Source organism: Streptomyces sp. B15 (genome assembly GCF_018070605.1).
In the GTDB taxonomy this organism is placed as follows: Bacteria; Actinomycetota; Actinomycetes; order Streptomycetales; family Streptomycetaceae; genus Streptomyces; species Streptomyces smyrnaeus.
The window spans coordinates 1-22,130 of sequence record NZ_JAGPXJ010000094.1; the positions used below are offsets into that span (position 1 = coordinate 1).

Genomic DNA, 22,130 nt, shown 5'->3' on the forward strand with positions numbered 1-22,130 from the left:
CGCCCGCATCCGGTTGGGGAACATCTCCGCCAGCATCACCCACATGATCGGCCCCCAGGACAGGGCGAAGAAGACGACGAAGGCGTTCGCGCCGACCAGCGCCATCGGCCCGTACGGGTCCGGCAGCGTCACATCGTCGCCGCTGCCCTGCTGGTGCGAGAAGGCCAGCGCGGTCAGCGCCAGGGCGCAGAACATGCCGATGGAGCCGATGTTCAGCAGCCTGCGTCGGCCGGCGCGGTCGATGAACAGCATGGCGACGACGGTCATCACCACGTTGATCCCGGCCGTGATGACGGACGTGGTGAAGGAGTTGGACTCGCTGAAGCCGACCGACTTCCACAGCGTCGTCGAGTAGTAGAAGATCGCGTTGATGCCGACCAGCTGCTGGAAGGCGGCCATGATGATGCCCGCCCACACCAGCGGATGCAGCCCGAACCGCGGGCCGCGGATGTCGCTGAAGCTGCTGCGGTGCTCCTTGCGCAGCGTGTTGCGGATCTCTTCGACTTTGGCCCGCGGGTCGCGCTCCCCGCTGACCCGGCCCAGTACCGAGGCCGCCTGGTCGTACTTGCCGGTGAGCACCAGATAGCGCGGTGACTCGGGGATCAGCAGTGCCAGCACCCCGTAGACGGCGGCCGGGACGACGCCGACCAGGAACATCCAGCGCCACGCCGGCATCCCGAACCACAGCTCGTTCGCCGAGCCGCCGGCCGCGCCCGCCAGCGTCTTGTTGGAGCTGAGCACCACCAGCTGACCGATGGTGATGGCCAGTTGCTGGAGGGAGCCGAGCGCACCGCGCCCCGAGGCGGGAGCCACCTCGGAGATGTAGGCGGGCGCGATGACCGAGGCGATGCCGATGCCCAGGCCGCCGACCACCCGCCACAGCAGCAGGTCCGGCACGGAGAAGGCGAAGGCCGAGCCGGCCGAGCTGAGGACGAACATGCCCGAGCCGAGCAGCATCACCTTCCGCCGGCCCCACCCGTCGGCGAGCCGCCCCGCGTACCAGGCGCCGACCGCGCAGCCGAGCAGGGCGATGGAGACGACGAATCCGGACAGGAACGCGCCCAGCTCGAAGTGGCCCGAGAGAGCGCCGACGGCGCCGTTGATGACGGAGGAGTCGAATCCGAAGAGGAACCCACCGACCGCGGCGGCGATGGAGATCCCGACCGCTTTGCCGCGATGGCCGGAGTCGGTGGAGGTCGGGGAGTGTGATGCCGTCTCAGCCATGCTTGGTTTCACCCGATTCGTTCGTATTTATCAGCGGTATCGTCCCGTACTCCGCTTGGAGGGGCAACGACACCCTTCCGAGGCGGGTCTCGCAGGCGGATACCACCGACGGTCCGGGGTACTCGGGTCGGGAATTGATCGACTGTCACACCAGAGACAGGGGTGGTTGCACGTGAACGGGTCTTCCCTCACCACGCGGGGCGCGGCCCTCGGTTCGGCGGGGTTACTGCTCGGCGCGGTGCTGCTCAGCGGCTGCGCGGGCAGCGCCGACAGCGACTCCAAGGACTCGGACAACGGGCAGAAGACGTCCTCCGACTCCCCGAAGCGGCAGTCTCCGGCCGAGGCCGTACAAGCCACCGACAAGAAGACCTCCAAGGCCGGGACAGCCGACATCGAGATGACGGTGACCACGTCCGGTGCGCAGGGCAAGTCCGTCACCGGAGAGGGCGTCATCGATCTGCGGGACGGCACCAGCGAGATCACACTGCAGCAGGGGCAGGAACGGATCGACCAGCGCGTTGTCGACCAGACCCTCTATCAGCAGCTGCCGAAGAAGGCAGCGTCCCAGCTGCCGGACGGCAAGAGCTGGATGAAGGTCGATCTGAAGGAGATCAAGACCCGTGGCGGCGCCGGGCTGAACAACCCCGCCGACTCCCTCGGCTACACCGAAGCCCTCTCCGAGAAGGACGTCGAGAAGCTCGGCACCGAACAGATCGACGGGACGAGGACCACGCACTACCGGGTGCAGCTCGACCTGGAGGAACTGGCGAAGGGTGACGCGGCCCAGCAGAAGAAGCTCCGCAAGCAGCTCGGCGACGACGTGCCGGTGGAACTGTGGATCGACGACAAGGGCGTGACGCGACGTCAGCAGGTCGAGCTGACGGCGCAGCCCTCCGGCAGGGAGGGCGGCGAGAAGCAGAAGGTGAAGACGACCATCGAACTCTCCGACTTCGGTACCGAGGTGGACGTGCAGCCGCCGCCTGCCGAGAAGACGGCGGACATGACCGACAAGGTGGCGCGGGAGGCAGCGCGGTCCTCATAGCCGGCGCCGCGACCGGGCGGCGGGGCGGCGGGCGGTGCGCCGCTACGCCGCCGCCTCGGTGAGGGCGTCCAGCACCGGGCTGATCAGCGGATGCTCCTCCGCCCCGCGCCGTACGGCGGCGAAGACCCGCCGCGTCGGGGCGACACCCTCCACCGGATGGACGGCGACCCCGGCGACATCGGTGCCCAGCAGCGCCGACCGCGGCACCAGCGCCACGCCCACGCCGGCGGAGGCGAGCGCCACGACGGCGCTGAAGTCGTCGGAGAAGTGCTCCATGCCCGGCTCGAAACCCGCGTGTTCACAGGCGAGCACCACCACGTCGTGGCACGGATTGCCGGGGAAGGGGCCGATCCAGGGGTCCTTGGCCAGCTCGCTCAGCGGCACCCGGTCCGCCTCCGCCAGCCGGTGGCCCTGTGGCACCACCGCGTCGAACGGCTCGGCGTACAGCGGTACCCGCGTCAGCCGGGGATCGTCCGGGCTCGGTGCCCCCCGGTACTCGACGGCCACCGCCACATCCGTCTCCCGGTCCAGCACCATCGGCAGGCTCGCATCGCCCTCCGCGTCCTGGACCCGCACCCGGATTCCCGGGGCCGTACGGGACAGCCGGGCGAGCGCGGGGGCCACCACCAGGCCGATGCCGGTGGCGAAGGAGGCCAGGTCCACCCGGCCCGCCGCGCCCGAGCCGTACGCGGCCAGCTCCGCCTCCGCCCGCTCCAGCTGGGCGAGGACCTGGTTGGTGTGCGCGAGCAGGATCTCGCCGGCCGGGGTGAGCCGCACCCCCTTGGTGCCGCGTTCGACCAGCCGGTGGCCGGTCTCCTGCTCCAGCGCCGTCAGCTGCTGGGAGACGGCCGAGGGCGTCAGATAGAGCGCGGCGGCAGCGGCGGTCACCGTGCGGTGGTCGGCCACCGCACGGAGGATGTGCAGCCGCCGCGCTTCGATCACGCTTCCGATTGTCCCCCAGCCGTCTTCGCGAGCTGTGCCCGGGATGCGACAAACGCGTCGACCGCCCGGTCCACGTCCTCGGTGGAGTGCGCAGCCGACAACTGCACCCGGATCCGTGCCTGCCCCTTGGGTACGACCGGGTAGGAGAACCCGATCACATAGATCCCCCGCTCCAGCAGCAGCTCCGCCATCCGCGCCGCCTCGGCCGCGTCACCGATCATGACGGGCGCGATGGCGTGCTCGCCGGGGAGGATCGTGAAGCCCTCCTCGGTCATCCGGCGGCGGAACAGCTCGGTGTTGGCCTTCAGCTGCTCGCGCAGGTCACCGGCCGACTCCAGCAGATCGAGCACCTTGAGGGAGACCGCCGCGATCACCGGCGCCAGGGTGTTGGAGAACAGATACGGGCGCGAGCGCTGGCGCAGCAGCGCGACGATTTCGGCCCGGGCGGCCACATAGCCGCCCGAGGCACCGCCCAGCGCCTTGCCGAGGGTGCCGGTGATGATGTCCACCCGGTCCATGACGCCGTGCAGCTCCGGCGTTCCGCGTCCGCCCGCGCCGACGAAGCCGACCGCGTGCGAATCGTCGACCATCACCATCGCGTCGTAGCGCTCGGCCAGGTCGCAGATCTCGGACAGCGGCGCCAGATAGCCGTCCATCGAGAAGACGCCGTCGGTCACGATCAGCCGCCGCCGGGCGTCCTGGGCCTGCTTGAGCTGCTGCTCCAGGTCGGCCATGTCGCGGTTGGCGTAGCGGAAGCGGCGGGCCTTGGACAGCCGGATACCGTCGATGATCGAGGCGTGGTTGAGCGCGTCGGAGATCACCGCGTCCTGGTCGCCGAGCAGCGTCTCGAACACACCGCCGTTCGCGTCGAAGCAGGAGGAGTAGAGGATGGTGTCCTCCTGGCCCAGGAAGGCCGACAGCCGTGCCTCCAGCTCCTTGTGCACCTCCTGGGTGCCGCAGATGAAGCGGACCGAGGCCATCCCGTAGCCCCAGCGGTCCAGCGCCGCGTGCGCCGCGGCGATCACCTCGGGGTGGTCGGCCAGCCCCAGGTAGTTGTTGGCGCAGAAGTTGAGGACCTCCTGCCGGTGCGGCTGCCCACCGCTCGCGGTGACCTCGACGGTGGCGGACTGCGGGGTGCCGATGACCCGCTCCGGTTTGTGCAGCCCGGCCGCGGTGATCTCGTCGAGGGTGGCGCGCAGCTCGTCGCGTACGGAGTCGAACATGCTGTCAGGTCTCCAGGGGGTAGATCGGGAGGGGCTCAGCTGGTCCAGTCGAGGACGACCTTGCCGCCGCGCCCGCCGGCCGCGTCGTCGAAGGCCGCGTCGAAGTCGCGGTAGCCGTACCGGCCGGTGATCACCGGGCCGAGGTCGAGACCGCCCTCCAGCAGTACCGACATCGCGTACCAGGTCTCGAACATCTCCCGGCCGTAGATGCCCTTGAGCGTGATCATCGAGGTGACGATCCGGGCCCAGTCCACGGCGAACTCCTCGGCGGGCAGCCCGAGCATCGCGATCTTCCCGCCGTGGGTCATGTTGGCGAGCATGTCGCGCAGGGCGACCGGGTTGCCGGACATCTCCAGACCCACGTCGAAGCCCTCGCGCAGCCCCAGGGCCCGCTGACCGTCCGCGATGCTCGCGCCGGAGACGTTCATCGCGAGCGAGGCACCGACCTTGCGCGCCAGCTCCAGACGCTCCTCGCTGACGTCGGTGACCACGACGTTCCGGGCGCCGGCGTGCTTGGCCACCGCCACCGCCATCAGCCCGATCGGACCCGCGCCCGTGATCAGTACGTCCTCGCCGACCAGCGGGAAGGAGAGCGCGGTGTGCACGGCGTTACCGAACGGGTCGAAGATCGCCGCGATGTCCGGGTCCACCGGGATGCGGTGCACCCACACGTTCTGCGCGGGCAGCGCCACGTACTCGGCGAAGGCGCCGTCGCGACCCACACCGAGCCCCACCGTGGCGCGGCACAGATGGCGGCGCCCGGCCAGACAGTTGCGGCACTTCCCGCAGACCAGATGGCCCTCGCCGCTCACCCGGTCGCCGGGCTCGATGTCGGTCACGTCCCGGCCGGTCTCCACGACCTCACCGGTGAACTCGTGCCCCACCACCAGTGGCGCGGACACCGCCTGCCGGGCCCAGCCGTCCCAGGCGCGGATATGCAGATCGGTGCCGCAGATCCCGGTCCGCTCCACCTTGATCAGCACCTCACCGGGCCCGGTCCGGGGCTCCGGCACGTCGGCCAGCCACAGTCCGGGCTCGGCCTTCTCCTTGACCAGCGCCTTCACGCACGGCTCCTGTCGTCTCGCGCCACGGCAGGGCGGAGCAGGGCCGGTAGGCCCTGTGCCCTGGAACGGGGTGGGGGCGGCGTTTTCCGCGCGCACCGCCGGGACGAATGTGCCGTACGGCGCCTCCAGGGTCCATCGAGGATTTCTTAACCGCGCCCGCAGCTCCCCTTCACGCCCCCCGGCGGCCGTTCCCGCGGTCCCGAGGTCCGGTCGCGGGGCCGATCGTTCCGCGCTATATGTGAGGTATGGGCGAGAACGACGGGCGGCTCTTCCCGCCCCTCTCCCCGATGACGGCCCGCACGGTCGAGAGGACGCCTCGCGCGGCCGGCCTGGCCTACGAGGCCAAGTGGGACGGCTACCGGGTGCTGCTCTTCGCCCGCGCCCACGCACCCCACCTCCAGTCGCGCCGCGGCGCCGATCTCGGGCCCGGCTTCCCCGACATCCTGCGGGCCGCCGCCGAACTGGGTGAGGAGGCGGTCTTCGACGGGGAACTGGTGGTCATCGAGGACGGCGCGGTCGATTTCGCCGCGCTCCAGGCGCGGGCCCAGCGCACCGGGCCCCGCGCGGCCGCCGCTGCCGCCGCCCACCCCGCCCACTTCATCGCCTTCGACCTGCTCCAGCTCGGCGACGAGGTGACCATGGCCCGCCCCTACCGGGAGCGCCGCGCCCTGCTGGAGGAGGTCTTCACCCGCCGCGACCTCCAGCCGCCCTGGGCGCTGTGCCCGATGACGACCGACCCGGACCGGGCCGGCGAATGGCTCGACCCGGCGTGGGCCGCGGTCGGTGTCGAGGGCATGGTCGTCAAGGGCCTGGGCCAGCCCTACCGGCCCGGCGAACGCGGCTGGCGCAAACTGCGCGCCCGCGCCACCGCCGAGGCCGTCGTCGGCGCGGTCACCGGGCCCGTCACCTCACCGGACGTGCTGCTGCTGGGCCGCTACGACGCGCGGGGGGAGCTGCGCATGGTGGCGCAGAGCGCCCCCGTCACCCGCACCCTGCGCCGCCGGCTCGGACCGTTGCTCACCCCCGCCGGACCCGGCCACCCCTGGGCCGAGGCCCGCTTCCACTCGGGTTGGGGCACCCGCGACATCCTCGACCACCGCTGTGTGAGCCCCGAGCACGTCGTCGAGTTCGAGGCCGACGTCGCCTTCGACCAGGGCCGCTGGCGCCACCCCGTCCAGGCGAGGCGCATCCGCCCGGAGCTGCACCCCGAGGAGATCCCCCACTTTCCGGCCGGCGCGGCGTAGCGGGGCGCGGCTCAGGGGCGCGGGGCCGGGTTCATGTGCGGCTCCGCCGCGTGGGCGCGCGCAACCCCCCCACTCGCCCGCGGCCTGCGGCGAACAGCCGGGGGGCACCCCCTGCTCGGGACGGGAACCCGCAACCTTGCTCGGCTAAGGTCCGACGCCGAGCGTCCGCACAGGGAGGGGAACGCAATGCCACGGTTGCCGTCGGGGACCCAGGGAGTCCCGGACGAGTTGCAAAGGCGACTCGGCGTACCGGACGCCGTCGTCATCGGCCTCGGCGCCATGCTCGGCGCCGGGATCTTCGCGGCCCTGGCACCCGCCGCCCGCGCCGCCGGGTCCGGGCTGCTGCCCGCTCTCGCGCTGGCGGCCGTCGTCGCCTACTGCAACGCGACGTCCTCCGCGCGGCTTGCGGCACGGTATCCGACCTCCGGCGGCACCTATGTCTACGGACGGGAGCGGCTGGGGGAATTCTGGGGGTATCTGGCGGGGTGGGCGTTCGTCGTCGGCAAGACCGCCTCGTGCGCCGCGATGGCGTTGACCGTCGGCTCCTATGTGTGGCCCTCGCAGGCGCACGCCGTCGCGGTCGCCGCGGTGGTGGCGCTGACCGCCGTCAACTACGCGGGCGTGCAGAAGACGGCCTGGCTGACCCGGGCGATCGTCGCGGTGGTGCTGGCGGTCCTCGCCGCCGTGGTGGTCGCCGCCTCCACCGCCGGCGGCGCGGCGGCCGACCGGCTGGCGCCGGGCGGCGACGTGTCGGCGGGCGGCGTCCTGCAGGCGGCCGGGCTGCTGTTCTTCGCCTTCGCCGGGTACGCCCGGATCGCCACGCTGGGGGAGGAGGTGCGCGATCCGCGCCGCACCATTCCGCTCGCCGTCCCGCTCGCCCTCTGCCTCACCCTGCTCGTCTACGCGGCCGTCGCGGGCGCGGCGCTGGCCGTGCTGGGCCCCGCGCGGCTGTCGGACGCCACCGCGCCGCTCGCCGACGCCGCGCGCGCGGCGGGCGCCGACTGGCTGGTGCCGGTGGTGCGGGTGGGAGCCGCCGTCGCCGCGCTCGGCTCGCTGCTCGCCCTCGTCCTCGGCGTCTCCCGCACCACGCTCGCCATGGCCCGCGACCGCCATCTGCCGCCCCTGCTGGCTGCGGTCCACCCCCGCACCGGGGTGCCGCACCGGGCCGAGCTCGTGGTCGGCGCCGTGGTGGCGGTCGTCGCGGCGACCGCCGATGTACGCGGCGCGATCGGCTTCTCCTCCTTCGGTGTGCTCCTCTACTACGCCGTCGCCAACGCCTCCGCGTGGACGCTCACTCCCCAGGAGGGCCGCCCGCCCAGGGTGGTACCCGCGCTCGGACTGGCCGGCTGTCTGGCCCTGGCGTGCGCGCTGCCGCTGTCGTCCGTCCTCCAGGGCGCCGCCGTCCTGCTCCTGGGCGCCTGCGTCTTCGGGGTGCGCCGCTGGGCCGCCGCCCGCGCGGGCCGCTGACAGCGAGCGGTCCGGGTCCGTCGGATCCCGTCAACCTGCGGCCGGTCGGCACGAGGGGCGCGTGCCCTGATCGGCGCAATTCCGCGCGCGCGGCCCGGCCACCCCGTGCAGCGTGGAGTCAGCGCCCGCAGTCAGGTCGTGTCCGGCGGGTCAGTCGAACGTCCTGGTTACGGCCGTCGAAGTACCCCGAGCCTCCAGCCGGGTGGTCCCCACCGGCTCGGGCCGTCGTGGTGGCAGGAGGAAGCCCGCCGCAACGTCGACAACGCCCCCGGTAGGACAGCCGAGGGCTCCTGCGGCCGGAGGCTGGGGGAGGGAAGCTCGATCACCGCTACCGCCGCGTTCGGCCTGATGTGCCGGACACGGGCCTGTCGAACCGAAGGAGTTCCCATGCCTCGCTTTCCCCACCTGTCCCGCACCGCCACCACCATCGCCGCTCTCACGGTGACCGCTCTGGTCCCGCTGTGCGGGGTTGCCCAGGCCGCCCCGTCCGACGGCCGGGGGACGAGTGCTTCCGCCCCGGCGCCGGCTGCCGAGTCTTCGGGCCTTCCCCGGCTGCTGGAGCTCGGCGACGGCAAGGGGCTGCTGGGATTCGACTTCCTGGGCCTCATCTGACACACCCGCCCTCGCTCCGCCGAACCGCTCGCCCCTCGCGGGCCGAGCGGTTCGGCCGTATCCGCGACCCCGCACCCCGTCCGGTCAGCCGAGTGCGGGCGGCTGCCAGTCGGCGTGCCGCAGCACGGCACGCAGCGTCACCCCCGAAGGGGCGAGGCGCATCGCCGTGTTGCGCAGCGCGACGGCCACGGGATGGGACAGCTGCGCGCCCAACCGGCCCGCCTGCCGCGCGGCGCGGGCGACCGCCTGGCTGCGGGGGCGCCGTTCGGCGTCGTAGCGGGCCAGCCCGGCACCGACGGGCGGCGCCGTGGCGAGCGCGGCGGCCAGCACGGCGGCGTCCTCCAACGCCTGGCACGCGCCCTGCCCCAGATTGGGTGTCATGGCGTGGGCCGCGTCACCGAGCAGCGCGATCCGGCCCACGGCGAAGCGGGGCAGGGGCGTGGCCAGTTCGTGGACGTCGTGGTGCAGTACGGCCTCGGGCCGGGTGGCCTCCAGCAGCTCGGGGATCGGGTCGTGCCAGCCGTCGAAGCGGCGGCGCAGTACGGCGAGGGTGTCCCGGTGGCGCAGGCCGGGCGGCGCGGTGAGGACCGCGTGCCATTCGGCCCGGCCGTCGGCGAACGCGATGTGTCCGAACTCCGCTCCGGCGCCCCAGGTCAGCTCGAAGTCGGTGCCCGCGTCGACGGGCTCTGCGGTGATGGCGCGTACGACGGTCGAGCCGCTGTAGCGCGGACCGGGGTGCCGTGGGAAGAGCCGGCCGCGCAGCCGGCTGCCGATCCCGTCGGCGGCCACCACCAGGTCCGACTCCAGTACGGTGTCGCCGAGCGGCACCCGTACCCGGTCGTGGTCCGGGTCGTCCTCCACCGTCAGCACTTCCTCGCCGGTCACCAGCGCGCCGGACGGCAGGGCGTCGCGCAGCGCCCGGTGCAGTGCGGCGCGCGGTACGCCGACGATCGGTGTGCCCAGTTCGCGCTCCAGCGCCGCCCCGTCCATCCGGGCCAGCCAGCGGCCGCCCGGGGTGCGGGTGCCTCCGGAGTACTGGGCCCTGGCCGTCTCGCGTACCGGGGCGCCGACGCCGAGTGCCTCCAGCGCGCGTATGCCGTTGGCGTGCAAGGAGATGCCCGCGCCCGCGTCGTCGAGCACGGGGGCGCGCTCGACGACCGTCACCTCCCAGCCGATCCGCCGCAGTCCGACGGCGGCGGCCAATCCGCCGATGCCGCCGCCGACGACGACCGCGCAGCGTCCCATGCCGACCCCTCCTCTTTCTACAGGTGTAGAAGAGGCTACAGAAGCGTCTCTACAGGTGTAGAAATGGGGGGTGCGCCAAGAGAGCAACCGCCGCACCGTGCTCGCGGACGCGGCCGTCGAGGTACTGGCCGAGGCCGGGATGCGGGGTCTGACCCACCGTGCCGTCGACCGGGCAGCCCGGCTGCCGCCCGGCACCACCTCCGCGTACTACCGGACCCGCCAGGCCCTGTTGACCGCGCTCGTCACCCGCCTGGTCGCCCGCGACCAGGCGGAGCTGGAGGCGGCGGGGCGCCGACTGGCCGCCCCGCGGGACGCCGGCGAACTGACCGCGGCGCTGGCCGGGTTCGTGCGGCGGCGGCTGACGGGCGAGGGGCGCCGCCGCACCCTCGCCCGCTACGCGTGCACGGTCGAGAGCGTCCACCACCCCGAGCTGCGCGAGATCCTCCTGCCGCGCGAGAACGCCGCCCGGGACGTGGTGCGCGCGTTCCTGTCCGGCCACCGGGTCGCGGACGCCGAGGAGCGCACCCTCACACTGCTGGCCTGTGTGGACGGGCTGGTCTTCGACCGGCTGGTGAACGGCGGCGAGGTGCCGGACGAAGAGCTGCGCGGGCTGGTCGACGCCGCGCTGCGGTAGCCCCGGACCGCACGGCCCGTCGCCGAACCGGCACCGCCCCCCACCACTTCGCTGCCGGACGGGCAGGCGGGCACGGCGGTGGGCTCCCGGCGGCCGTCGACCCCGGCGTTTCCCTCACAGGAGCGAAGCAGCGTACCGGAGGACCGGTGCGGCTCGTTGACAGGCCGGCAGCGCTCCGAGCCGAGACCTGGGGGTCACGATGCGCGCACTGTTCCCGACCACGTTTCCGACCACGCTGGCCGCCGGAGTGCTCGCCGCATCCGCGACGTTGGGCGGCCTCGCCGTCCCGGACACCGCCGAGGCGGCCACCCGGGCGGCGGCCGACCGGGTGCCCGCGAGCGCCGACCCGGCCCAGCCGTCGGTCCGCGCCGAGGCCGACCGGCTGATGAAGCTCACCTACCGACAGTTCGCCGAGGCCCCGCACCGTCCGCCCTTCGACTGGACCACCGACGGCTGCTCCGTACCGACCGGGCAGTTCCCCTACAGCAAGGTCTTCCGGCCCGTCTGCGTCCAGCACGACTTCGGCTACCGCAACTACGGCGGCAACGGAAAGCTGAAGCTGGACCCGACCCGTCGGACGAAGAACTGGATCGACGGCCGCTTCCGCACCGAACTGCGGCGGATCTGCGACCACGAATTCACGGACGCGCAGCGCAACCGCAACTGCCGCAACGCGGCCGATACCTACTACCTCGGGGTCCAGCTCGGCGGCGACAGCGCCTTCTTCCCGCGCTGACCCCGCCCCTCCGAATCGGCGGCCGGTGGCTCAGCTGCCGGCCACCCACTGGTCGTAGGCCAGCTTGCCGACCAGAGCGGCGACGGTGACCAGGAGGACGACCCGCACGAAGCCGCTGCCGCGTTTGAGTGCCATATGGGCGCCGACGAAGGCGCCGGTCATGTTGCACAGGGCCATGACGGGAGCCAGCTTCCACAGGACCGTGCCATGCCATATGAACATGGCGAGGGCGCCGATGTTGGTGCAGACGTTGACGACCTTGGTGGTGGCCGAGGCAGTGACCATGTCCATGTTGAGCAGTGCCACCAGGGCGATGACCAGGAACGTGCCCGTGCCGGGGCCGAGCAGGCCGTCGTAGAAGCCGATACCGGCCCCCGCCACCGCGAACGCCGCGAGCACCCGGCCCCGGGTGACCACCCCGCCCGGCGCGTGACCGAAGTGCGGCCGGAGCACCACGAACGCGGCGACCGCCAGCAGCAGCACGATGATCAGCGGCCGGAGCACCGCGCTGTCCACCCCGGCGGCGAAGAACGCCCCGCCGACCGAGGCGAGCGCCGCGACGACTCCCAGCCGGCACGCCAGCCGCACGTCCACCGGCGCCTTACGGGTGTAGGTCACCGCCGCGGCCGAGGTGCCCACCACGGAGACCGCCTTGTTGGTGCCCAGCGCGTACGCGGGCGGCAGTTGCGGGAAGGCGATCAGCAGGGCCGGCAGTTGCAGCAGGCCGCCGCCGCCCACGACGGCGTCGATCCAGCCGGCCAGTGCGGCCGCGGCACACAGCATCGCCGCCGTGGTGAGCGATATGTCGTACACGGATGAAGCTGTCCTTGCTGAGTGCGTGCCCCGGTTCGCCAAGGGCCGTCGGCCCGTCGCCCCGTGCGGCCGGGCGCCTCAGCATCCCAGACGAGCGGACACCGCCGACCGCCGGGCCGGACGAGGCCGGGCCGGTCGGGGCCGCGCCGCGGAAGCCGCCCCTGGCGGCAGGCGGCTCTTCGGGCCGTTGGGGCACGTCCATCCCATCGGAGGCGTGGGAGGCACCGGGACTGAGCGAGCGGGAGGCGAGGTCAAGGACCGTCCGCCACAGCCTGTGGCGCTGACCGGGGGACGAGGGCCTCGCCCGCTCACCGGGCGGTCTTCTCCTGCAGTTCGCCGGTCTGTGCGGCTTCCCGCACCGAATGCAGGAGGATGTCGCAGGAGTGCTGGGCCTCGTCCATCAGCCGGGTGGCCTCCGCGAGGAGGATGCCATAAGGGCGGGACGGGTCGCTCAGCGGCAGGGAGGTCTCGCGGGCGTTCTCGACCAGGGCCTTCCGTTTCTCCTGTGCCGCCTCCGCTGCTTGGCACAGCCCCTTGGACTGTTGGGCGAGCTGTCGCTGTTCGACCTCGCCGAACTGTCGGGTGATCTCGGCGAGCGCCTCCAACAGCGCGGCGTAGTCCGTAAGGAACGCACGGCACTCCTCGCCGTCCTCCTCCTGCGGCCACTGGTCCAGGGTCCGGGCCATGGACGAGAGCTGGTAGGTGACGCGCTCCAGTGCATCGACGAGTTCGGTGTAACCGGAGAAATCCTCCTCCCCCCAACGGCCGGGCAACAGCCGTCGGGGATTGTAGTACCGGCTCTCCACCGCGGTGTTCAGTGCCGAGCGGGCCTGGGTGACCAGTGGGCCCAGTGTCGCGGCGCGCTGCCGCCAGTGGCGGGTGCGCTCCTCGTCCATGTCACCCTCGCGCAGCGCGGGATACATGTCGCTCATCAGGTCGCATTGGGAGTGGGCCAGGGCGTGAATGCCCTCTTCGGCGCCGCGGTAGCGCATCGGCGGCAGCACGGTGAGATTGATCAGGACTCCGATCCCGCAGCCGATGCAGACCAGCGCGAGGATCTGGCCGAGCTGTTCGATCCGCTGGACGTTGCCGGTGGCGGAGGCATAGGTGGAGAAGGCGAAGAACGCGGCGGTCGCCACCTGTGAGCCCTGCGAGCCGAGCCGACTCCAGCGCCCGATCGTCATCGCGATCAGTGCGACCAGAACGAAGGTGAGCAGGTCGGGCCCGGCCAGGAAGCCCAGCGCGGCCTGCACGAACACCCCGGCGGACACGGCGCCGAGATAGCGGAGCGCCTGGAGCAGCGACTGGTAGATGGTCACCTGCATGATCAGTACGGCGGAGAAGGGGGCGAACGCCGGAGACTGGGCGGCCATCAGATCGTGGGCCACGTACCAGGAGGCGGAGGCCGCCAGGGCGCTCTTGCCGATGATCTCCAGGGTGTTGCGTTCGTATCCCGCCGACCCCCTGGCGCGCGCCAGCCACTGCCGTGCCCGCGCCCACCTGCCCTGGGCGCGCGGTGCCCGCTCGTCGTGGGACACATCCGCCTCCTCGTTCATCGTGGCTCCCTCACCGCATCATCGTCCGCCCTTGCGAGGTCTCGGCCGCTTCGACCGGGCAGGTGTCGGAGTGCCCCGTTTCCGCGCCGATGGCGTGTGGCGGTGGTCACTGTGCCGGTTTCCGCCGGTAAGAGAACGCAGTGCGACGACTCTCGCCCCACTTCCTGTTGGCGTCTCCGCTGGTAGCAGTGATATTCGCGTCTGGGTCTGTCCCCAGATGTTGCCAACTTGTTCATACAGGTGGCCTTCCATGGGTGCGGTGTTCTTGACAGACTCTGCCGGTCCGACGTTTCCGAACACGCCCTGTGAGGTCAGCAGACCCATGCCAGAACTCAACCGGCGCCGGTTCCTGCAGATAGCCGGCGCGACCGCGGGCTTCTCGGCCCTGACCGGCAGCATCGAGCGGGCCGCCGCCATCCCCGCGGCCCGCCGGTCCGGCACGATCGACGATGTCGAGCACATCGTCGTGCTGATGCAGGAGAACCGGTCCTTCGACCACTACTTCGGCACGCTGAAGGGCGTCCGCGGCTTCGGTGACCCGCGTCCGGCCGCTCCGACGGGCGAGCGGACGGTCTGGCAGCAGTCCGACGGCAACAAGGACGTGCTGCCCTACCACCCCGACGCCGAGAACCTGGGCATGCAGTTCATCGCGGGCCTCAACCACGACTGGGCCGGTGGTCACCAGGCGTGGCACGAGGGCAAGTACGACCAGTGGATCCCCGCCAAGGGCACCGGCACCATGGCGTATCTGACCCGGAAGGACATCCCCTTCCACTACGCGCTCGCCGACGCCTTCACCGTCTGCGACGCCTACCACTGCTCGATGATCGGGGCCACCGACCCCAACCGGTACTACATGTGGAGCGGCTACTCCGGCAACGACGGCGAGGGCGGCGGCCCCGTCCTGGGCAACGAGGAGGCCGGGTACGGCTGGACGACCTACCCGGAGCGGCTGGAGCAGGCCGGCGTCTCCTGGAAGATCTACCAGGACATCGGCGACGGCCTGGACGCCGACGGCAGCTGGGGATGGATCGAGGACGCCTACCGGGGCAACTACGGCGACAACTCACTGCTGTACTTCAACAAGTACCGCGACGCCGAGCCCGGCGACCCGCTCCACGACAAGGCCCGCACCGGCACCGACGCCAAGAAGGGCGACGGCTTCTTCGACCACCTCAAGGCCGACGTCAAGGCGGGCAAGCTGCCGCAGATCTCCTGGATCGCGGCGCCCGAGGCCTTCACCGAGCACCCCAACTTCCCCGCCAACTACGGGGCCTGGTACATCTCCCAGGTACTGGACGCGCTCACCTCCAACCCCGAGGTGTGGGCGAAGACGGCGCTGTTCATCACCTACGACGAGAACGACGGCTACTTCGACCACGTCGTCCCGCCCTACCCGCCGGCCTCCGCGGCCCAGGGCAGGTCCACCGTGGACACCGCGCCCGACCACTACAAGGGCGGCGTGGCCGGCTACGCGCCCGGGCCCTACGGCTTCGGCCAGCGCGTGCCCATGCTGGTCGTCTCCCCCTGGAGCACCGGCGGCTATGTGTGCTCCGAACTGTTCGACCACACCTCCCTCATCCGCTTCATGGAGCGCCGCTTCGGCGTGCATGAGCCGCATATCTCGCCCTGGCGGCGCGCCTTGTGCGGCGACCTCACCTCGGCGTTCGACTTCACCCTCAAGGACACCGACCCGGCCGACCTCCCGGACACCGACGCCTACGAGCCGCCGGACAACGAGCGGCATGACAGCTATGTGCCCAAGCCGCCGGCCAAACCGGCGCTGCCCAAGCAGGAGGCGGGCTCCCGGCCCACCCGCCCGCTGCCGTACGCACCGCTGGTGGACGGCGCGGCTCGACCGGCCGACGGGAAATTCACCCTCACCTTCAGCGGCGGCAAGTCCGCGGGAGCGTTCTTCCTGGTCACCTCGGCCAACCGCACCGACGGCCCCTGGACCTACAGCACCGGGGCGGGCGAACAGCTCTCCGACACCTGGAACACCGCCTACTCCGACGGCAGCTACGACCTGACGGCGCACGGTCCGAACGGCTTCCTGCGCACCTTCAAGGGCCCGGGCAAGCAGGCGGGCCCCGAGGTGGCGGCACGCCACCTCGCCAAGAGCGGCGACATCGAGCTGACCTTGACCAACACGGGGAAGAGCGACTGCGCCCTGACGGTGACCAACGCCTACGGCGGCGCCGAGCAGACCCACAAGGTGCGCGCCGGAGCCACGGTCGTCCGCGCGGTGAGCCTGCGGGAGAGCAAGCGCTGGTACGACCTGACCGTCACCTCCGACACCCACGCCGACTGGCGGCGCCGCCTCGCCGGCCACGTCGAGACCGGTGAGGCGGGCGTCAGCGACCCGGCCACGCTGACGGACTGACGCCTCGCCGGGCCGGCACGCTGCACCGCGCGCCCCCGCCCCCGGCACCGGCACACCCGCCCCCGGAGCGGGGGAGAGGGCGGCCGGTGCCGGGGCAGCAGGAGGGGAGGGGCGAGCGGTGCGGCGTGGCCGGAGAACCGATGCGAGGCCGGAGAACCGATGTGTGGCGCTCAGGTGAATCCGCCCCATTCCCTGGTGCATCCGCGACATCCCGGGCAGATGCCCGGGCATGCCAGCGAACAATTTCCTGCTCTCACCGCGCAAGGCCCAGTTGCCCGCCCTCACCCTGCTGTTGCTGCTCGCAGTCACCGAGGTCGCACCCGCCCAGGCACTCGCCCCGCCCGTGCGGGACGCGGCGGCGGCCCACCCGCCCGCGGAGCCGGGACGCCGGACGGGGGAGGGCCCGGACAGATCCGCGGCGCCGTGCTCGACCAGGACCGGCCCGCAACAGCGGGAGGTGGAGAAGTTCCTGGGGCGCCCGGTGGACGGCAAGCAGTCGCCGCAGGACTGCGCCGCGATCCAGCAGTTCCAGGAGCAGGAGGGCGTTCTGCCCGCCGACGGCTTCGCTTCCCCCGCCACCTACCGGGCCCTGTACGCGCGCTGGGCGGCCGGGCATCCGGAGAAACTGCTGGCGGACAAGCACTGCCCGCCGACGCAGGGGCGTGTGGCCTGCCTCGATCTGACCCACCAGGTGATGTGGCTGCTCAAGCGGCGCAAGGTCGTCGTCCGCGCGGTACCCATCCGCAGCGGGGCGCGCGGATACGAGACGCGTACCGGCCGGTTCAAGATCCAGCGGCGGGTGCGGGACGACTACTCGACCCTCTACAACCAACCGATGCCGTTCAGCCAGTACTTCAGCGGCGGCCAGGCCCTGCACGGCACCAGCAAGAACATCTACAGCCCGCCCGGATCGCACGGCTGTGTCAACCTCCGCCTCGAGGACGCGGAACGCCTGTGGAACTGGATGCGGGTCGGCGACCCCGTCCACATCTGGGGCCGCAAACCCGCGACGTGACGCGACGCCCCGGCGCGGGGCCGGCCGCCGCCGCCTCATGGCTCGACGGCCAGCCGCACCCCCAGTCCGACCAGGACGGTGCCGGAGATCTGTTCCATCCGGCGCCGTACGGACTGTCGCCGAAGCACCCCCGAGACCCGTCCGGCCAGCCAGACCAGCGGGAGGTACCAGATCAGGTCCACCACGGCCCAGATCACCGAGAAGGCCAGCAGCATCGGCAGGACGGGTGCGCCCTCGGGTACGAACTGCGGCAGGAAGGAGACGGCGAACAGGCCCGCCTTGGGGTTGGCGAAGTTGGTGACCAGCCCCTGCCACAGCGCCCGCCGCTGTGACACCGGCGCCGTCTGCGCCGGTTCCCCGACCGGCTCCGGGGCGCGTCGCCGCACCCGCCACAGCGCCCGTGCCCCCATCCAGACGAGCACTGCGGCGCCGGTGATCCGTATGGCGTCGTAGGCGATCTGCGAGGCCAGCAGCAGGGCCGACAGCCCGAAGGCCGCGGCAAGCCCCCACAGCAGCACACCGCACTCGTTGCCCAGCACGGTGGCCGTGCCGGTGCGCCGGCCGTCGACCACGGCCCGACGCAGAATCACCACCGTGCTGGGCCCCGGAACCATGGCGATCACAAATGCCGCGCCGAAGAACGCGACGAAGGAAGTCAGCATCGGGGCAGCATTGCCGAGCCTGTGAACGACCCACAAGCCGTTTCCCGCCTCGGCCGTCCCCGGCCGCCCGTACCCGGGCCCGTGCCCGTGGGGTCAGAGCAGTTGGAGGATCTCGTCGGTGAACTCGGGCGACGACCACGAGGTCCGAGCCCTGGTAGTACTCGGCCACCCGCGTGACGACCTCGACCGGGTGGTCGTGGCGGATGCCCAGTGGGCGCCGGATGTCCTCTCCCTGCACGAGCGTCTCGCCCAGCATGGCGATGGCGGGCGCCCGTCAGCCAGCTCACGACGTTGAGGCTCGCGCCAGCGGTCACGTGCGCCAGCACCTCGCGCACCGTCAAACCGGTGCACGGCGACGGTGCTGCCCACTGGTCGTCGGTCAGATCTTCCAGATCGGCCGCCAGCGCGGCTCGCTCAGTGTGTATCAAGGGCCAGACGCCGGTCCCGCGGCTGCGGTCCGCTGTCAGCTCCGGATCAGTCATAGGGACAAGGTCTCCTGTCACGGTTCGCGCGCTGTGACGCGCCTGGGCCGGACCCGGGCGGGCGTCCGGCACGGGTGTTCGCGAAGGAGACTCCTGGCCCGCCAAAGTCATCGCCGCGAGTGACCCTTTCTTCGTCTTATTCGTCTTCTTCTCACCGCGGGCTTCAACCGGGGCGTGAAGGTTGTGCGCTCATCCGCCCCTGTTCCATGGGCCGGAGGCGACGAAAAGTCTCCGGGGTCGGTTCAACGAAACACTTGAATCCATGAATGACCAAGACATCGAACCGCCCGGCGCTGAGCCCGCCGTCGAGGTCCGCGACATCGCGGAAGGACCCTCCTTCGCACGGCGCCGGTGGTGGACGCTGCTGGTGGTGAGTGCGGCCCAACTGCTCGTCGTCCTGGACGGGACGATCGTGAACATCGCGCTGCCCTCCGCACAGAGCGCGCTCGGCATGTCCGACGCGAGCCGACAATGGGCGGTCACCGCCTATGCGCTGGCCTTCGGCGGACTGCTGCTGATCGGCGGCAGAGTCAGCAGCGCCCTCGGCCACCGGCGCACGTTCATGATCGGCCTCGTCGGCTTCGCCGCCTCCTCCGCGCTGGGCGGGGCCGCCGCGACCCCCGAACTGCTCTTCGCGGCCAGGGCTCTGCAGGGTGTCTTCGCCGCAGTACTCGCCCCGGCCGGGCTGTCCTTGCTGAGCACCACCTTCACCGAACCACGCGAACGCGGCCGGGCCTTCGGCGTGTTCGCCGCGGTCGGTGCCGCCGGATCGGCCCTGGGTCTGGTCGCCGGGGGACTGCTGACCGAGTACGCCAGCTGGCGATGGTGCCTCTACATCAACGTTCCCGTCGCGCTGCTCGCCCTGCTCGGCGCCACACGGGTGCAGCCGGACCGCCCCCTGCGCGGCGACGGACCGCTCGACGTCGCCGGCGCGCTCCTCAGCGCCTCGGGCTTCGCAGCGGTGGTCTATGCCTTCAGCGAAGCTGAATCGCTCGGGTGGGACTCACCGAAGGTGCTGGCACTGCTGACCGGCGGATTCCTGCTGCTGGCCGTGTTCGCCGCCGTCGAAGTCCGGACCCCCCGCCCGCTTCTCCCGATGCGCGTGCTCCTGCACCGTGCCCGCGCCGGTGCGCTCATCGCCATCACCCTGCTGTTTGTCGCCATGTTCGGCTTCTACCTGTTCATGAGCTACTACACCCAGACCGTCCTCGGCTACTCGCCGGTCCAGGCGGGCCTGGCACTGCTCATCAACGCCCTGGCCGCCCTGCTCGGCTCCACGCTCATCGCCGGCCGACTGCACGGCCGCGTCGCACCCGGAATGCTGATCCTGCCGGGCCTGCTGGCCGCGGCCGCCGGAATGTTCATCCTGACCCGTCTGACGCCGCAGAGCACGGACATCCTGCCGCAGTACCTGGCACCCGCCCTGGTACTCACCGGGCTCGGCCTCGGCTGCGTCATGCCCCCGACGGCCAGCCTGGCCACCGCGAACATGCGTCCGCGGGACATCGGAGCCGCGTCCGCCGCCTATAACGCCTCCCAGCAGCTCGGAGCCGCACTCGGCACCGCACTGCTCAACACTGTCGCAGCCACCACCACGGCGTCGTACCTGGCGGCACCGCACCACGCCACGCAGACCGCGGCATCCGTGCACGGATACACCGCCGCCCTGACAGTCGCCTTCGGCATCCTCGTCGCCACCGCGTGCGTCGTCGCACCACTCACCGCGACCCGCACCGCGCGAGAAGCCACGCACAGGTGACTGCTGCCCTCGTGCTGCCCGCGCGAAGCGGTGCTGTCGACCTTGACGCCCCGGGGCGTTGCCGAGGGTGAGGGCCACACAGCGTGACCGGGGTCCGGGCCCGGACCCCGGTCACCTGCAGCCGGGCATCCTGTACGCAGGGTGCCCGGCAACTGCGCCCCCTCCGCCGACCAGGTCTCCCCGGACGGTGCTCAGGCGGTCGACGGTTTGACGTTCTTGGGACTCCGGGGGCCACGCGGAGCCGGTGGGCACCCTTCGGGCTCGTTGCGCGGATGTTGGCGAGGCTGCTCGCGAGCCTTCCGTTCGAAATGCACGAAAAGTGCCTTTAGTGTCAATGGGAAGGCGGTCGAGCGGCTGTCGGCCATGAGGCGAGGGAGAACGGGATGCCGGAGAGCACGCTGCAGGGCAAGGTCGCGGTCATCGGCGGGGGCGAGAAGAACCTGGGAGGGCTGCTGAGCAGGACCTTCGCTCAGGACGGAGCGAAAGTCGTGGTCCACTACCACACGTCGGACGACGAGGCAAAGCGGACGGTGAAGGATGTCCAGGACGCAGGAGGACAGGCCGTCTCCGTCCAGGGCGACCTGACCCGGGTCGCGGACGTACGGCGGCTGTTCGACGCCGCGAAGGACGCCTTCGGCGGAGTGGACATCGCGGTGAACACCACCGGAATGGTGCTGCGCAAGCCGATCCTGGAGATCAGCGAGGAAGAGTACGACCGCATGTTCGGCATCAACGCCAAGGCGGGGTTCTTCTTCATCCAGGAGGCCGGACGGAACCTCAACGACCACGGCAAGATCATCAGCCTGGGTACGTCCCTGCTGGCGGCCTTCACCGACGGCTACTCCACCTACGCGGGCGGCAAGGCGCCCCTGGAACACTTCACGCGCGCTGCGGCCAAGGAGTTCGCCGACCGGTACATCTCCGTCAACACCGTGGCACCGGGACCGATGGACACCCCCTTCTTCTACCCGCAGGAATCCCCGGAACGAGCCGAGTTCCACGCCTCGCAGGCCATGGGCAACCAGCTCACACACATCGAGGACATCGTCCCGGTGATCCGGTTCCTGGCCACCGAGGGCTGGTGGTTCACCGGCCAGACCATGTTCCCCAACGGGGGTTACACCACCCGCTGATCCGGCACCACCTCGACCGGGGCCGACCACCGTCTCCCGCACCGGCCGACACGGGCCCCGATCCCAGAACCGCCGCCGCGTACGCACCGACGCTGCAGGCCGAACGCGAAGGCCACCGACCGCTTCCGGGCACGACGTCGGTGGCCGGACCCGCCGGACCCGGGCTCGCCGCCGGGTCGGCCGTGAGGGGCAGTCCGCTGTCTGAGAGGCTTTTTGTGACCCTAGGAAGTGCGAGATACGGAGGCCCACCGTGTCAAAGCCCCCACTGCCGACCGAGGCCGTGGAACTGCTGCGCCGCCCCAACCCGTGCGTGATGGCCACCTTGCGTTCGGACGGCACACCGGTCTCCACGCCCACCTGGTACGTCTGGGAGGACGGCCGTGCACTGATCAACCTCGACGAGGGCCGGGTCCGCCTCAAGCACCTGCAGCGCGACCCGCGCGTGACCCTCACCGTCCTCGACGGCGACAACTGGTACACGCACGTCACCCTCATCGGACGCGTCATCGAGACGTACGACGACCAAGGGCTGGCCGACATCGACCGCATCGCCACCCACTACACCGGCAACCCCTACCCCGACCGGGTCCGCGCCCGCGTCAGCGCCTGGATCGAGGTGGACCGCTGGCACGGCTGGGGCGCCCTGAAGGACAGCGACCAGGCCTCCGTGTGAGCCTCCACGCGGGTTGAGCCCGGCTCTCGGGGGCTGCCCCATGCCGAGGGCCGGGCCGGTCGACCAGGGGGCGGGGGTTCGGGCGTTCAGGGCCAGGGCGCTGTGTCGGCAGCGGAGCCGGAGCCCATGATCGGCCCCGCTACGAAGCCTTCGCCCGGCGCCCTCACAAACGACTCGCGGCGACAGATCGGTGACCTTTTCAGTCACGACCTGCCGCCGCG

20 protein-coding genes are annotated in these 22,130 nt (G+C 71.6%); 11 read left to right on the top strand and 9 right to left on the bottom strand.

Annotated elements, in window-relative coordinates; all coding sequences use genetic code 11:
* On the bottom strand, positions 1-1,224 hold a 1,224-nt coding region (locus KBY19_RS29965; RefSeq protein WP_210967094.1), incomplete at its 3' end, for a sugar porter family MFS transporter.
* Between the two features lie 172 nt (positions 1,225-1,396).
* Between KBY19_RS29965 and KBY19_RS29970 the strand changes: the two genes are divergently transcribed.
* On the top strand, positions 1,397-2,266 hold the full coding sequence (locus KBY19_RS29970; RefSeq protein ID WP_307843663.1) for an LppX_LprAFG lipoprotein: 870 nt from the start codon (positions 1,397-1,399) through the stop codon (positions 2,264-2,266).
* 42 nt (positions 2,267-2,308) lie between these two features.
* Here KBY19_RS29970 and KBY19_RS29975 read toward each other — a convergent pair whose 3' ends face one another.
* Genes KBY19_RS29975 through tdh form a run of 3 tightly spaced genes read right to left on the bottom strand, consistent with a single transcriptional unit; the run spans position 2,309 to position 5,495 of the window.
* Entirely contained in the window at positions 2,309-3,208 is a 900-nt protein-coding gene (locus KBY19_RS29975; protein WP_099879041.1) for a LysR family transcriptional regulator, read from the bottom strand.
* Complete coding sequence (locus KBY19_RS29980; RefSeq protein ID WP_210967096.1) at positions 3,205-4,431, bottom strand: glycine C-acetyltransferase; 1,227 nt, start codon at positions 4,429-4,431, stop codon at positions 3,205-3,207. The genes KBY19_RS29975 and KBY19_RS29980 overlap by 4 nt, the downstream gene beginning before the upstream one ends.
* Positions 4,432-4,466: 35 nt before the next feature.
* On the bottom strand, positions 4,467-5,495 hold the full coding sequence (gene tdh / locus KBY19_RS29985) for an L-threonine 3-dehydrogenase (protein WP_210967097.1): 1,029 nt from the start codon (positions 5,493-5,495) through the stop codon (positions 4,467-4,469).
* 245 nt (positions 5,496-5,740) lie between these two features.
* On the opposite strand from tdh, the gene KBY19_RS29990 reads away from it, so the two are divergent.
* The 3 genes from KBY19_RS29990 (at position 5,741) to KBY19_RS30000 (ending at position 8,818) form a co-directional block, all read left to right on the top strand.
* On the top strand, positions 5,741-6,739 hold the full coding sequence (locus tag KBY19_RS29990; protein ID WP_099879035.1) for an ATP-dependent DNA ligase: 999 nt from the start codon (positions 5,741-5,743) through the stop codon (positions 6,737-6,739).
* A gap of 186 nt (positions 6,740-6,925) precedes the next feature.
* Positions 6,926-8,206 carry an APC family permease gene (locus KBY19_RS29995; RefSeq protein WP_210967098.1) on the top strand — a complete coding sequence of 427 codons (1,281 nt, stop codon included), beginning with the start codon at positions 6,926-6,928 and terminating at the stop codon, positions 8,204-8,206.
* Positions 8,207-8,593: 387 nt separating this feature from the next.
* Entirely contained in the window at positions 8,594-8,818 is a 225-nt protein-coding gene (locus KBY19_RS30000) for a hypothetical protein (RefSeq protein ID WP_185016395.1), read from the top strand.
* 84 nt (positions 8,819-8,902) lie between these two features.
* On the opposite strand, the gene KBY19_RS30005 is transcribed toward KBY19_RS30000, so the two are convergent.
* The gene (locus KBY19_RS30005) at positions 8,903-10,063 is read right to left on the bottom strand and encodes an FAD-dependent monooxygenase (RefSeq protein ID WP_210967099.1); all 1,161 of its coding nucleotides are present in this window, start codon (positions 10,061-10,063) and stop codon (positions 8,903-8,905) included.
* A 139-nt stretch (positions 10,064-10,202) separates the two neighbouring features.
* Between KBY19_RS30005 and KBY19_RS30010 the strand changes: the two genes are divergently transcribed.
* Positions 10,203-10,697, top strand: a complete 495-nt coding sequence (locus tag KBY19_RS30010; protein WP_099886343.1) for a TetR/AcrR family transcriptional regulator — start codon at positions 10,203-10,205, stop codon at positions 10,695-10,697.
* A 199-nt stretch (positions 10,698-10,896) separates the two neighbouring features.
* Positions 10,897-11,433, top strand: a complete 537-nt coding sequence (locus tag KBY19_RS30015) for a phospholipase A2 (RefSeq protein WP_099879027.1) — start codon at positions 10,897-10,899, stop codon at positions 11,431-11,433.
* Positions 11,434-11,463: 30 nt separating this feature from the next.
* Here KBY19_RS30015 and KBY19_RS30020 read toward each other — a convergent pair whose 3' ends face one another.
* A complete protein-coding gene (locus KBY19_RS30020; RefSeq protein WP_210956629.1) occupies positions 11,464-12,246 on the bottom strand; it encodes a TSUP family transporter in 783 nt (260 codons plus the stop codon).
* A gap of 308 nt (positions 12,247-12,554) precedes the next feature.
* Positions 12,555-13,802 carry an aromatic acid exporter family protein gene (locus KBY19_RS30025; RefSeq protein WP_210967100.1) on the bottom strand — a complete coding sequence of 416 codons (1,248 nt, stop codon included), beginning with the start codon at positions 13,800-13,802 and terminating at the stop codon, positions 12,555-12,557.
* Between the two features lie 322 nt (positions 13,803-14,124).
* Here KBY19_RS30025 and KBY19_RS30030 point away from each other — a divergent pair, with 322 nt between their 5' ends.
* Positions 14,125-16,185: a phosphocholine-specific phospholipase C gene (locus tag KBY19_RS30030; protein WP_099879021.1), complete on the top strand. Its 2,061-nt coding sequence runs from the start codon at positions 14,125-14,127 to the stop codon at positions 16,183-16,185.
* A gap of 229 nt (positions 16,186-16,414) precedes the next feature.
* Entirely contained in the window at positions 16,415-17,200 is a 786-nt protein-coding gene (locus tag KBY19_RS30035) for a L,D-transpeptidase family protein (protein ID WP_210967101.1), read from the top strand.
* Positions 17,201-17,235: 35 nt separating this feature from the next.
* Here the strand turns inward: KBY19_RS30035 and KBY19_RS30040 are convergent, their stop codons facing one another.
* Positions 17,236-17,862, bottom strand: a complete 627-nt coding sequence (locus KBY19_RS30040; protein WP_099879017.1) for a LysE family translocator — start codon at positions 17,860-17,862, stop codon at positions 17,236-17,238.
* The gene (locus tag KBY19_RS37845; protein WP_368860997.1) at positions 17,856-18,455 is read right to left on the bottom strand and encodes a maleylpyruvate isomerase family mycothiol-dependent enzyme; all 600 of its coding nucleotides are present in this window, start codon (positions 18,453-18,455) and stop codon (positions 17,856-17,858) included. Before KBY19_RS37845 ends, KBY19_RS30040 begins: the two co-directional genes overlap by 7 nt.
* A 151-nt stretch (positions 18,456-18,606) precedes the next feature.
* Between KBY19_RS37845 and KBY19_RS30050 the strand changes: the two genes are divergently transcribed.
* The 3 genes from KBY19_RS30050 (at position 18,607) to KBY19_RS30060 (ending at position 21,909) form a co-directional block, all read left to right on the top strand.
* Positions 18,607-20,103 carry an MFS transporter gene (locus tag KBY19_RS30050; protein ID WP_210967102.1) on the top strand — a complete coding sequence of 499 codons (1,497 nt, stop codon included), beginning with the start codon at positions 18,607-18,609 and terminating at the stop codon, positions 20,101-20,103.
* Positions 20,104-20,486: 383 nt separating this feature from the next.
* On the top strand, positions 20,487-21,236 hold the full coding sequence (locus KBY19_RS30055; protein ID WP_210967103.1) for an SDR family oxidoreductase: 750 nt from the start codon (positions 20,487-20,489) through the stop codon (positions 21,234-21,236).
* A 250-nt stretch (positions 21,237-21,486) separates the two neighbouring features.
* A complete protein-coding gene (locus tag KBY19_RS30060; protein ID WP_099879011.1) occupies positions 21,487-21,909 on the top strand; it encodes a PPOX class F420-dependent oxidoreductase in 423 nt (140 codons plus the stop codon).
* Positions 21,910-22,130: the final 221 nt, after the last annotated feature.